This window comes from Paracoccus jeotgali, assembly GCF_002865605.1.
GTDB lineage: Bacteria > Pseudomonadota > Alphaproteobacteria > Rhodobacterales > Rhodobacteraceae > Paracoccus > Paracoccus jeotgali.
In genome coordinates, this window is the sequence record NZ_CP025583.1 from 993,909 (window position 1) to 1,005,299 (window position 11,391).

Annotated in this window: 12 protein-coding genes; 6 read left to right on the forward strand and 6 right to left on the reverse strand. The window is 68.0% G+C overall.

Annotated elements, in window-relative coordinates; genetic code table 11:
• Positions 1–91: 91 nt before the first annotated feature.
• Positions 92–2,371 (reverse strand): NADP-dependent malic enzyme, encoded by a 2,280-nt coding sequence (locus CYR75_RS05010; RefSeq protein ID WP_101499079.1) that lies wholly within the window; start codon positions 2,369–2,371, stop codon positions 92–94.
• Between the two features lie 157 nt (positions 2,372–2,528).
• Between CYR75_RS05010 and CYR75_RS05015 the strand changes: the two genes are divergently transcribed.
• The 6 genes from CYR75_RS05015 (at position 2,529) to CYR75_RS05040 (ending at position 8,215) form a co-directional block, all read left to right on the forward strand.
• Positions 2,529–2,927 (forward strand): cytidine deaminase, encoded by a 399-nt coding sequence (locus CYR75_RS05015; protein WP_101499080.1) that lies wholly within the window; start codon positions 2,529–2,531, stop codon positions 2,925–2,927.
• On the forward strand, positions 2,924–4,255 hold the full coding sequence (locus tag CYR75_RS05020) for a thymidine phosphorylase (RefSeq protein ID WP_101499081.1): 1,332 nt from the start codon (positions 2,924–2,926) through the stop codon (positions 4,253–4,255). Before CYR75_RS05015 ends, CYR75_RS05020 begins: the two co-directional genes overlap by 4 nt.
• 31 nt (positions 4,256–4,286) lie before the next feature.
• Positions 4,287–5,465 (forward strand): phosphopentomutase, encoded by a 1,179-nt coding sequence (locus CYR75_RS05025; protein WP_101499082.1) that lies wholly within the window; start codon positions 4,287–4,289, stop codon positions 5,463–5,465.
• Positions 5,466–5,499: 34 nt separating this feature from the next.
• Complete coding sequence (locus CYR75_RS05030; protein ID WP_101499083.1) at positions 5,500–6,480, forward strand: adenosine deaminase; 981 nt, start codon at positions 5,500–5,502, stop codon at positions 6,478–6,480.
• Between the two features lie 58 nt (positions 6,481–6,538).
• On the forward strand, positions 6,539–7,174 hold the full coding sequence (gene upp / locus CYR75_RS05035; RefSeq protein ID WP_101499084.1) for a uracil phosphoribosyltransferase: 636 nt from the start codon (positions 6,539–6,541) through the stop codon (positions 7,172–7,174).
• 72 nt (positions 7,175–7,246) lie between these two features.
• A complete protein-coding gene (locus CYR75_RS05040; protein WP_158644578.1) occupies positions 7,247–8,215 on the forward strand; it encodes an SPOR domain-containing protein in 969 nt (322 codons plus the stop codon).
• Between the two features lie 67 nt (positions 8,216–8,282).
• On the opposite strand, the gene CYR75_RS05045 is transcribed toward CYR75_RS05040, so the two are convergent.
• From CYR75_RS05045 to CYR75_RS05065, 5 genes are read right to left on the reverse strand one after another with little or no spacing between them, the layout of a single operon-like run.
• Positions 8,283–9,341 carry a hypothetical protein gene (locus tag CYR75_RS05045; RefSeq protein ID WP_101499086.1) on the reverse strand — a complete coding sequence of 353 codons (1,059 nt, stop codon included), beginning with the start codon at positions 9,339–9,341 and terminating at the stop codon, positions 8,283–8,285.
• Positions 9,338–9,739: a biopolymer transporter ExbD gene (locus CYR75_RS05050; RefSeq protein WP_101499087.1), complete on the reverse strand. Its 402-nt coding sequence runs from the start codon at positions 9,737–9,739 to the stop codon at positions 9,338–9,340. The genes CYR75_RS05045 and CYR75_RS05050 overlap by 4 nt, the downstream gene beginning before the upstream one ends.
• 1 nt (position 9,740) lies before the next feature.
• Positions 9,741–10,196, reverse strand: coding sequence for an ExbD/TolR family protein (locus CYR75_RS05055; RefSeq protein WP_101499088.1), 456 nt, complete (start codon positions 10,194–10,196; stop codon positions 9,741–9,743).
• Between the two features lie 2 nt (positions 10,197–10,198).
• Positions 10,199–10,822 (reverse strand): MotA/TolQ/ExbB proton channel family protein, encoded by a 624-nt coding sequence (locus CYR75_RS05060; RefSeq protein WP_101500881.1) that lies wholly within the window; start codon positions 10,820–10,822, stop codon positions 10,199–10,201.
• Positions 10,823–10,845: 23 nt separating this feature from the next.
• Positions 10,846–11,346, reverse strand: coding sequence for a hypothetical protein (locus CYR75_RS05065; RefSeq protein WP_158644579.1), 501 nt, complete (start codon positions 11,344–11,346; stop codon positions 10,846–10,848).
• Positions 11,347–11,391 lie beyond the last annotated feature (45 nt).

Below are 11,391 nucleotides of genomic sequence, written 5' to 3' on the forward strand. Positions count from 1 at the left end.
TCCCCCCTGCTACGACGTTGTTACGCGACTTGGGCAACATCACGCAACAACGGGGAGACCGCGGCGCCGGTCTGCGACAGATGGTCGCCGGTCAGCCGTAATGGGCGACCGGCGTGCCGGCGATGGCGGACATGTTCAGCAATCCCCGCGCGGTGATCGAGGCGGTGACGATATGGGCGCGGTTGCCCATGCCCATCAGGATCGGCCCGACCTCTAGCCCGTTGGCCTTCTGCTTCAGGATGTTGCGCACGCCGGATGCGGTGTCGGTGCCGGAAAAGATCAGCACATTCGCCGCCCCTTCCAGCCGCGAGGCGGGCAGCAGGCGGGACCGGATTTCGGGGTCGAGCGCGGCATCGACATGCATCTCGCCCTCGAAATTGAAATCGACGCCGCGTTCTTCCAGAATCCGCAGCGCCGCCCGCATCCGCTGGCCGGAATCGGTGTCAAGGTTGCCGAACTGCGAGTGGCTGCACAGCGCGACATGCGGCTCCAGCCCGAAGCGGCGGACATGGCGCGCCGCCCCGATGGCCGACAGCGCGATCTGTTCCGGCGTCGGCTGGTTGTTGACCTGCGTGTCGGCGATGAACAGCGGGCCGTCTTCCAGGATCATCATCGACAGCGCGCCCTGCGCCGACAGCCCGTCGCGGCCAAGCACGTTGGTGATATAGTTCAAATGCCAGCTATATTGCCCGAAGGTGCCGCAGATCAGGCTGTCGGCCTCGCCCCGGTGAACCATAACGGAACCGATGGCGGTGGTGTTGGTCCGCATGATGGCGCGCGCCAGATCCGGGGTCACGCCGCGCCGGGCCATCAGCTCGTGATAGGTCTCCCAATATTCGCGATAGCGGGGGTCATTTTCGGGGTTCACGATCTGGAAATCGACCTCGGGCCGGATCGGCAGGCCGGCGCGTTCGGCGCGCATCTCGATCACCTCGGGGCGGCCGATCAGGATCGGCAGATCAGTGGTCTCTTCGAGCATGGCGTTGGCGGCGCGCAGCACGCGCTCGTCCTCGCCCTCGGCGAAGACGATGCGCCGCTGCGCCTGGGCCGAAGCCTCGAAGACCGGCCGCATGATCATGGCCGAGCGGAAGACCGAACTGTCGAGCTTGCGCTTGTAGGCGTCGATATCGTCCAAGGGCCGGGTCGCCACGCCCGACTCCATCGCGGCGCGGGCCACGGCGGTCGAGACGACACCGATCAGGCGCGGATCGAAGGGTTTGGGGATCAGGTAGTCCCGGCCGAAGGTCAGCTTTTCGCCGCTATAGGCCGCTGCCGCCTCGGCCGCCGTCGTGGCGCGGGCCAGGGCGGCAATGCCCTCGATGCAGGCGATCTGCATCTCGTCATTGATCTGCGTCGCGCCCACATCCAGCGCGCCGCGGAAGATGAAGGGGAAACACAGCACGTTGTTGACCTGATTCGGATAATCGCTGCGCCCGGTGGCGATGACCGCGTCGGGGGCCACCTCGCGGACCAGTTCGGGCATGATCTCGGGCGTCGGGTTCGCCAGCGCGAATATGATCGGACGCGGCGCCATCCGCGCCACCATCTCTTGCGTCAGAACGCCGGGGCCGGACAGGCCCAGGAACAGATCGGCGCCCTCGATCACCTCGCCCAGGCTGCGCTTGTCGCTGTCCTGCGCATAGGCGGCCTTTTGCGGGTTCATGTCCTCGGCCCGGCCCTGATAGACCAGCCCGTGAATGTCGCACAGCCAGACATTCTCGCGCTTGACGCCCAGCTTCAGCAGCATGTTCAGACAGGCGATCCCCGCCGCACCACCCCCGGCCGAGACGACGCGCAGATCCTCCCACCGCTTGCCGGTGACGCGCAGCGCATTGGTCGCGGCCGCGCCCACCACGATGGCGGTGCCGTGCTGGTCGTCGTGGAAAACCGGAATATTCATCCGCTCGCGGCAGAGCTTTTCGACGATAAAGCAGTCCGGCGCCTTTATATCCTCAAGATTGATCGCGCCGAAGCTGGGCTCAAGGCTTTGCACGATGGCCGCCAGCTTTTCGGGGTCGTCCTCGGCCACCTCAAGATCGAAGCAGTCGATATTGGCGAATTTCTTGAACAGAACCGCCTTGCCCTCCATCACCGGCTTGGACGCAAGCGGGCCGATATTGCCCAGACCCAGAACGGCAGTGCCGTTTGACACCACCGCGACCAGGTTCCCGCGCGCGGTATAGCGCGCCGCATCGGCCGGGTTGGCCTTGATCTCAAGGCAGGCTTCGGCCACGCCGGGGCTATAGGCGCGGGCCAGATCGCGGCCATTCGCCAGCGGCTTGGTCGCCCGCACCTCGAGTTTTCCCGGGCGCGGAAATTCGTGATACTCCAGCGCCGATAACCGGGCCTTGTCCTGCCGCTGCTCATCCATGTCTGTCCCCCAAGACCCTTCGCGGCGCCTCTGCCGCATGTAGTTCAGCGTTAAACCATTTTTTGCGGCACTTAAAGCGGTCCCGTTTCGCGGCCAGCTTGCATCAGGTGCCGGGCGAGCGCAAAGTCGGCGCAGCCCACCAGACCCGGAGACCGCCATGTCGCTTCTTGATGCCGCCCGAGAGGTCCGCGAGGCCGCCTATGCCCCCTATTCCCGCTTCAAGGTCGGGGCGGCGGTGCGGGGCCGGTCGGGCGAGGTCTATCGGGGCTGCAACGTGGAAAACGTGGCCTATCCCGAGGGTACCTGCGCCGAAGCCGGCGCCATCGCGGCCATGGTCGCGGCCGGCGAGACCGAGCTGATCGAGGTCGCCGTCATCGCCGATTCGCCGGAACCCGTGCCCCCCTGCGGTGGCTGCCGGCAGAAACTCGCCGAGTTCGGACGGGCCGAGACGCCGGTCCTGCTCGCCACGACCGAGGGCGCCACCATCGCCACCACCATCGGCGAGCTTCTGCCCGGCCGGTTCGAGGCGGCGCATATGGGCGCGGGCGGCGCATGACCGGCGCGGGCTTCGATCCGCGCCCCATAATCGCGCTGCTGCGGGACGGGCAGGGGCTGGATGCGGGCGATGCGGGACGGATCGCGGCAGGGCTGGCCGATGGCGGCGTCACCGACGCGCAAGCCGCCGCGTTCGCCATGGCGGTGCTGCTGCGCGGGCTGAGCACCGATCAGCGCGTGGCGCTGACGCTCGCCATGCGCGGCAGCGGTCAGGTGCTGCGGTGGGATCTGCCGGGGCCGGTGCTCGACAAGCACTCGACCGGCGGGATCGGCGATGTGACCTCGCTGATCCTTGCGCCGCTGCTGGCCGCCTGCGGGGCGTATGTGCCGATGATCTCGGGCCGGGGGCTGGGCCATACCGGCGGCACGCTGGACAAGCTGGAGGCGATTCCCGGCTGGCGCGCCACGCTATCGACGGCCGAGTTCCGCGATCAGGTCCGCGAGATCGGCTGCGCCATCGTCGCGGCCTCGGATGAGTTGGCCCCCGCCGACCGCCGGCTCTATGCGATCCGGGACGAGGCCGCCTGCGTCGAATCCATCGATCTCATCACTGCCTCGATCCTGTCGAAGAAGCTGGCCGAGGGGCTGGACGGGCTGGTTCTCGACGTCAAATCCGGCTCCGGCGCGTTCCTGGGCGGTGCAGAGGCCGCGACGGCGCTCGCCGCCTCGCTGGTGACCACGGCCGAGGCCGCCGGATGTCCGACGACGGCGCTGGTGACCGACATGGACCAGCCGCTGGCGCGCGCCGCAGGAAACGCTGTCGAGGTCCGCGCCGCCATCGACTGCCTGCGCGGCGAGGCGTCGGCCCTGCGCGACCTGACGCTGGCCCTCGCGGCCGAGGCGCTGTCGCTTGCGGGGCGCGCGGATGCAATGGCCGAGGTGACGGCGGCGCTCGATTCCGGCCGCGCGGCCGAGATATTCGCACGCATGATCGCCGGACAAGACGGCCCGGCGGATCTCCTCGACGCACCCGACCGACATCTGGTCCAGGCACCCGTGATCCGTCCCGTGCCCACGCCCGCCGGAGGCTTCGTCGCCTCGATCGACACCCGCGCCTTGGGTCAGGCGGCCCTTGGCCTCGGCGCCGGTCGCCAGCGTGCCGGCGAGCAGATCGACCACCGCACCGGCCTCTCGGACCTGCTGCGGACTGCCGAGGCTGCGGACGGCCCGCTGGCGATGGTCCACGCCGCGAGCGAGGCGCAGGCCGAGCGTGCGATCGCAGCCGTTCAGGCCGCCTATCGTCTGACCCCCGATGCGCCGCAACGTCAGCCGCTGATCCTCGACCGCATCGCAAGTGCCGGCATGGCGGCCGCCGTGCCACCGGGTTAAATCTCGCCTGCCTCATCGAAAGCCATTCGCCATGCCCCGCGCCTTTCTGATCGTCATGGACTCCGTCGGGATCGGCGGCGCGCCCGATGCCGACCGCTTCTTCAATGACGGCCGCCCCGATACCGGCGCGAACACGCTGGCTCACATCGCAGCGCAGCATCAGTTGCACATGCCGCATCTGGACCGGCTGGGCCTTGGCGCGGCGGTGCAACTCGCCTCGGGCCAGACCGCGCCCGGCCTGACCGCCACACCCCACGGGCTGTGGGGGGCCGCGACCGAGGTGTCGTCGGGCAAGGACACCCCCTCGGGCCATTGGGAACTCGCCTGCGTGCCGGTCCCGTGGGACTGGCATTACTTCCCCGACCGCACCCCCGCCTTTCCACCCGAACTGACGCAGCGCGTCTGCGACCTTGCCGGGACCGATGGCATTCTGGGCAACATCCATGCCTCGGGCACGGTGATCCTCGACCAGCTCGGCGCCGAGCATCTGCGGACGCTCTGGCCCATCTGCTACACCTCGGCCGACAGCGTCTTCCAGATCGCCGCCCATGAAGAGGCGTTCGGTCTGGACCGTCTGCTGGCCCTGTGCGAAGGCATCGCCCCCGTGCTGCACGCGATGAAGGTCGGCCGCGTCATCGCCCGCCCCTTCACCGGCACCCCCGGCGCCTTCACCCGCACGCCGAACCGCCGCGACTATGCCATCGCGCCGCCCGAACCCACGATCTTGGACATCGCTGCAAAGGCCGGGCGCGAGACCAACGCTATCGGCAAGATCGGCGACATCTTCAGCCATCGCGGCATCAACCGGCTTTACAAGGGCGCCTCGGACGCCGATCTGGCCGAGCATCTGGTGCAGCTGACCGCGACCGCCGCCGAAGGCAGCCTGACCTTCGCCAATTTCGTCGAGTTCGACAGCCTTTATGGTCACCGCCGCGACTCCGCCGGTTATGCCCGCCATCTGGAGTGGTTCGACGGGATCGCCGGACGCGCCATGGCCGGATTGCGGCCCGGGGACCTGATGATCTTCACCGCCGATCACGGAAATGACCCGACCTGGACCGGCACCGATCACACGCGAGAACGCGTGCCCGTTTTGGCCGCAGGGACCGCCCCGAAAGCCATCTTGCAGGTCGGGTTCTCCGATGTCGGCGCCAGCATTCTGGACCATCTGGGACTGCCGCCCGCCGGGCATGGAAACAGCTTCCTCTGACCTCCTTTCCCTCGATTCGCAGGATCATCTTCCGATGAAAGAGCTAAAAAAGGTTGAACTTCATCTGCATCTGGAAGGCGCCGCGCCGCCTGCCTTCGTGCGCGGCCTGGCAGCCGAGAAGCGGGTGGATCTGGGGCATATCTTCGACCGGAACGGCAACTACAGGTTTAGCGATTTCAACGACTTCCTGCGCGTTTATGAAGCTGCCACCTCGGTCATCACGACACCCGCGGATTACGCCCGGCTGCTGCGCGAGGTGTTGGAAAACTGCGCTGAAGAAGGCGCGATCTATGTCGAATTGTTCGTATCTCCGGAATTCTGCGGCGGCGGCGACCTCTCCGCCTGGCGCGACTATCTGGCCGCCATGACCGAAACCGCCCGCGAGAGGGAGGCGCAGGGCATCGCCAGCCGCGCGATCCTGACCGCCATCCGCCATTTCGGGCCGCAACGCGCCCGCCGGACCGCTCTCTGCGCCGCGGAGACCGGTCATGCCGACGGCAGCGGCTGGGTCACCGGCTTTGGCATGGGTGGCGACGAAGCCTTTGGCAAGGCAACGGATTTCGCCTGGAGCTTCGACTGCGCCCGCGAGGCGGGCCTTGGCCTGACCTGCCATGCCGGCGAGTGGGGCGGCCCGCATTCCGTCCGCGAGGCGCTGGAACTCGGCGTCAGCCGGATCGGCCACGGCGTCCGCGCGATCGAGGACCCGGACCTGGTCCGCGAACTGGTCCACCGCGAGACGGTTCTCGAGGTCTGCCCCGGCTCGAACATCGCGCTCGGCCTCTATCCTGACTGGCCCTCGCACCCGGTGGCGAGGCTCGCGGATGCCGGCGTCCGGCTGACCATCTCGACCGACGACCCGCCATTCTTCCACACCACGCTTTCGCAGGAATATGAACGGCTTGCCGACGCTTTTGCATGGAGTGAGCGAGAGTTCGCCCGGCTGAATCTGACGGCCGCCGAGGCCGCCTTCTGCGACGACGCGACCCGACAGCGCCTGCGGGCCGCCTTTCGCTGAGAACTGGACAGCCCGGCCGCGGGCCTGTACCCGAACCGAAACCGAAACGGAGCGCCCGATGACCCCGCAGCATCTGACCATCGTCAAGCACCCTCTGGTCCAGCACAAGCTGACGCTGATGCGGGACAAATCCACCTCGACCGGCAGTTTTCGCCAGCTTCTGCGCGAGATCAGCCTGCTGCTGGCCTATGAGGTGACGCGCGAGCTGCCGCTGACGACGCGGCGGATCGACACGCCGATGCAGCAGATGGACTCGCCGGTGATCGAGGGCAAAAAGCTGGCTCTGGTGTCGATCCTGCGGGCCGGAAACGGGCTGATGGACGGGATTCTCGAGCTGATTCCGTCCGCGCGGGTCGGCTTCGTGGGCCTCTATCGCGACCCGAAGACGCTGCAGCCGGTGCAGTATTATTGCAAGCTTCCCAGCGGCTTGGACGAGCGGATGACGATTGCCGTAGACCCGATGCTGGCGACCGGAAACTCATCCGTCGCGGCCATCGATCTGCTGAAAGAGGCGGGGGCGGTCAATATCCGCTTCCTCTGCCTGCTGGCCGCGCCCGACGGTGTGCAGCGCATGCAGGACGCCCACCCCGATGTCCAGATCGTGACCGCCTCGCTGGACGAAGGGCTTGATGAGAAAGGTTATATCGTTCCGGGCCTGGGTGACGCCGGGGACCGGATGTTCGGCACGAAATAGTCTTTACCGGTTCGTAACCCGCGCCGCGTTACAACCGCCGAAGCGATTGATTCGGGTGGGCTGATGCGGCGTATGTTTCTGATCTGGGTTCTGTGTCTCTGGCCGTCGCTCGGTGCGGCCGCAGAGACCGGGCCTCGCGAGCTGCCCCCCGGCGATTTCAGCGGCGCGCAATATATCGACAGTCAGGGCTGCGTCTACCTGCGCGATGGGCGGCATTGGCGGCCGCGGCTCGATCCGGACGGGCAGCCGGTCTGCGGTTTTCCGCCCAGCCGCTCGGCGTGGCACTCACCGGATGGGGGCGCTGGGGCTGATGGTCTGGCAGGGATTGAGCAGGATCTTGCCGTCAGTATCGCAACCGCCGGGCTGATGACGCCGCCGCAGAGGCGCGCAGACGCTTTGCCTGTTGCGACGTCAGCAGGCGCGAGCAGCGGCGATGGGATCGCCGAGCAGCTCGCGCGGGCGTCCGTTAGCAGCGGAGTGTTGGCGCGGCAGGCGGCCCGGCCGAATGTGATGAGCAGCCGGCTCTGCGAGTTGCTAGGCCTCTCGGACGCGTCGCCGACCGGGGCGACCTCGTTCGCCGATCCGACTGGCGGTCATTGCTCCGGCGGCGGCGTTCCGTTGACGCTGCAAAAGCGTGCTCAGGCGTCGACGGCAGCGGCGGCGCCGCGTGCTGAAAGCGGCGCGAAGGCGGGCGATGGCCTGCCTCCGAAGCCCCGGTCCGCACGGGCTGATGCGGAGGCGTCGCCGGCTCAGCGCCAGCAGCTCGCCGCCAAAACTTCACGGCAGAGCCGCCCGCCTACGCCGCGACCCGAAATTCCGGCGACTGCGCGATATGTGCAGGTCGGAAGTTTCAACGAAGACGGGGTCGCGGCGGCCATCGCGGCCTTGCACCGCCTCGGTTATCCCGTCGCGCGGCAGGTGAAGGAGGGAGAATCCGGTCGCAGGATCGTCCTCGCCGGACCGTTCGCAAGCCGCGAGCGTCTGATCTCTGCACTCGACCGCCTGCGGCGGGCGGGGTTTGGCCAGGCGATGGCGCGGTAGAGTAGGATGGCTTGGCAGCAGGCTTCGTGTCAGCGACGGACTGACCAGCTACGTGCCGCTTCAGACGTCAGCGCAGATCGACGCTGGCGATGCCGGTCAGCAGAAGGCTCTGATCGACGTCGGCGGCGAGGGCGTCGAAGAACGCGCTCGCCTCGTCGCCCGCGTGTTCCCTTACGCTGTCCAGTCGCTGTGGAGTTGCCAAGGTGATGAGGAGTTGTCTCGTATCACGCGGCTCGCGGAGGCGCGCCAGCGGCACGTCGAAGCTGATTGCCCCGGTTGACCGGGTGAGAAAACCGCTGAGATCATGGACGATGCCGTTTTCATCGATCAGCAGCAGGTTTGCGAACAAACCGCCTGCTTCGGCGATCTGACCCTGCAGCGTATCTCCCGACGCAATCGCCGGCGACGCCAGCGTCAGCCCCAAAGCCGGCAGCGGATAGTCCGGTCCTTGCCTCAGAAACGCCACCGCCGGGCACTGTCGCGGGTCGAGCAGCAGTGTCTCGGTCGCAGCGAGACCCTCGATGCCGTCGACGAGGCGGTCTCGCACGGCGGACAGTCCTCGATCATTCGCCGAGAGCAGGCTGATCGTCAGTTCATCCTCATTCCGCAGAAGCGGCAGCGCCAGCAGGCAGGGATCGGAGGTCTCGGCGCGGATGCGTGTGACAAGTTCGTTGAAGTCCTGGTTGTCTCGGGGCGGGTTAAGAGAGGACGTCGGGCGAGAGAGGGTGCTTTCGTCAAAGCCGTCGCTTGATGAGTTGACCGCCTCGGTTCCCCCCTTGGCGTTGCTGTCCGAGGGCGCTGCTTCTGCGATCGGTAGAGTTCCGGCGGGCGTCAGAGGAAGTTCGTAAGGAACCGGCAGTAGCGCCTCGCCAGCGACCGGACTGGATGGCGCGTCGGGCGCGCCAACGACGCTGGTCAGCGTCTGGGCTGGGACCGCGGGAAGCTCGACTATTTCTGGTGCCGGGACCGTCGCGATCTCGATCAGCGGCGGGTGCGTCAAATGCGTCGGCTCCGTCCGCCACGGCCCCGGTTGCCAGACCAGCCACGCCAGCCCCAGCCCGTGGATCAGCAGCGACCCGAGGGTCGCGCCGATCCAGCCTTTAGCTTCGGGCCGTGCCCCGATCATGGCTCCTCCGGCTGGTTCAGCGTGACCAGTTGCAGCGTCAGCCCGCTCAGCGCGGGGTGGGCCAGGGCCTCGACCAGCAGCCGCGCCGGAGCGGCGCGGTCGATCATCACGTGCAGGACCGGTTCGCCGTCGGGCGGCAGCGCCGATGGCAGCAGTTCCGGCGAGACCTCGCGTCCGTCGAGACGCCATTGCCCGTCAGCCTCGATCTGCAGGACCGGATGCGGCAGGTTCGACAGCGGCAGGCGCGACGTGGTCGCCAGTCGCGTGTCGCTTTCGGGCGGCGGCAACTGCCCGACCAGCATGAAGAAGAACAGCAGCAGCAGCACGATGTTCACGATCGGCAGCGAGTGATCGAGGCGTCCGCGCTCGCGCCGGCGGCGGGGCAGGTCGAGCGCCACGCTAGAACCCGCCCTCGGCCACGGTGACCGTCACGCCGTCCAGTGCGGCGAGCGTCTGCAGCACCGTCACCAGTCGCTGGACCGGCACCTCGTCCCGCAGCAGGATCAGCACATCCGTCGTCCCCTGCGCCTCCAGCGCCCCGGCAAGCGCATCAAGCCGGTCGGGCGCAAAACGCTGCCCGCTGACCTGAATCGCGCCGTTTTCCTGCAGCGTCCAGATGACCGTGCGGCGAATGTCGGTGCCCTGCCGATCCTGCGTGCCCGCCGTCGCCCCGATCACGCCGCCGGCGCGGATGTCGAGCAGCGAATATGAGGTGATGTGAGAGGTCAGCATGAAGAAGATCAGCAGCTGGAACATGACATCGGCCAGCGGCGTCATCGAGAAGCGATAGCGCCGGTTGCGCCGCGGCAGCACGATGCCCGGACGCCGCGCGTGGGCCGAAACCGGCGCCGCCACGCTCAGCCCCGCGTCTGGTCGACGCGCCCGTGGATCGCGGCCGAGATCACCATCTCGATCGTCTGGCGCTCGTCGTCGATACGCCCTTCGAGCCAGGCGGCGATGAAATAGGCGACAAGCGCGATGGCCAGCCCCGCCGCCGTCGTGGTCAGCGCCGTCCAGATGCCCGATGCCAGCAGGCGCGGATCGGCGGCGGCCTGACTGGCGGCGAGGTTGCCGAAGGCGTCGATCATGCCCACCACCGTCCCCAACAGCCCCAGCATCGGCGCCATCTGCACCACCGCCTCGAGCAGGCGCATGCGGCTGCCCATCCGCGTCAGCTCGATCAGCGCCGCCTGCCGGGCCAGTTCTTCGCCGTAGAACGGCTGCTCGGGGCGGGCGCGCAGACCGGACATCACCGCCGCCAGCACCCGCGCCAGCACAGAGGGATCGGCGGCCGCAGCGCTTTGCGCCACGTCGGGGCGGCCGCTCAGCCAGTCGTTCAGGATCGCCTCGGCCTGCCGGTTCCGGCCCAGACCCATGCGGCGAAACTGCGCGAGCTTGAAGATTGCGACCGTCACCGTCAGCACCGACAGCCCGGCCAGCGCGGCAAAGATCAGCACCGTCGGCCAGGGCAGCGCGGCCATACCGCTCAGATCGAGGCCGCCGCTCACAATCCGAACTCGATGCCGCTGCGGTTGCGGGTCGCGAGGCCGCCGAGGCAGTCGTCGCGGCGGTCGCTGCCATCCTCGGCGCGGCACTCGGCCACGTCGTTGACGACGATGCGGCCGATGCGGCTGCAGTCGGTGCCGGGGATGTCGAACAGCGCGACCTTGGTCTTGCCAGCCATAAGGGCGCCGAAATCCAGCACCGGCAGCGCGGTCACCGCGCCCTTATCGTCAAAAATCGCGATCTGCCATGCGGCGCGCGAGAGGGCCTGCGGCAGGTGGTTGACGGCCACCACGGTCAGACGGCAGCTGTCGGGGTCGGCACGTGCGATCTCGTTCAGCTCCAGCACCAGACCGGGCGCGGCGGCAGGGACGCCGGGCGCCATGTCCTGCGCGGCGAGCGGGTTTGCCAGCAGGGCCGCCACAAGCCCCGCCAAGAGACGGTTGCGACGCGGGTGGTCGGTCGCTGGTCCAGTGGTGGCTGTCTCGGTGGCGGGGGTCATTTGCGGCTCCGGAAAGGGGGCGTTCGTGGCCAGAATGGCGGAAAT

What these genes read in the sequence shown, in the direction of transcription:
- upp (WP_101499084.1), top strand. Translation starts at nt 6,539, where the DNA reads ATGACCCCGCAGCATCTGACCATCGTCAAGCACCCTCTGGTCCAGCAC.
- CYR75_RS05030 (WP_101499083.1), top strand. Translation starts at nt 5,500, where the DNA reads ATGAAAGAGCTAAAAAAGGTTGAACTTCATCTGCATCTGGAAGGCGCC.
- CYR75_RS05045 (WP_101499086.1), bottom strand. Translation starts at nt 9,341, where the DNA reads ATGATCGGGGCACGGCCCGAAGCTAAAGGCTGGATCGGCGCGACCCTC.
- CYR75_RS05020 (WP_101499081.1), top strand. Translation starts at nt 2,924, where the DNA reads ATGACCGGCGCGGGCTTCGATCCGCGCCCCATAATCGCGCTGCTGCGG.
- CYR75_RS05060 (WP_101500881.1), bottom strand. Translation starts at nt 10,822, where the DNA reads ATGGCCGCGCTGCCCTGGCCGACGGTGCTGATCTTTGCCGCGCTGGCC.
- CYR75_RS05065 (WP_158644579.1), bottom strand. Translation starts at nt 11,346, where the DNA reads ATGACCCCCGCCACCGAGACAGCCACCACTGGACCAGCGACCGACCAC.
- CYR75_RS05015 (WP_101499080.1), top strand. Translation starts at nt 2,529, where the DNA reads ATGTCGCTTCTTGATGCCGCCCGAGAGGTCCGCGAGGCCGCCTATGCC.
- CYR75_RS05025 (WP_101499082.1), top strand. Translation starts at nt 4,287, where the DNA reads ATGCCCCGCGCCTTTCTGATCGTCATGGACTCCGTCGGGATCGGCGGC.
- CYR75_RS05010 (WP_101499079.1), bottom strand. Translation starts at nt 2,371, where the DNA reads ATGGATGAGCAGCGGCAGGACAAGGCCCGGTTATCGGCGCTGGAGTAT.
- CYR75_RS05040 (WP_158644578.1), top strand. Translation starts at nt 7,247, where the DNA reads ATGTTTCTGATCTGGGTTCTGTGTCTCTGGCCGTCGCTCGGTGCGGCC.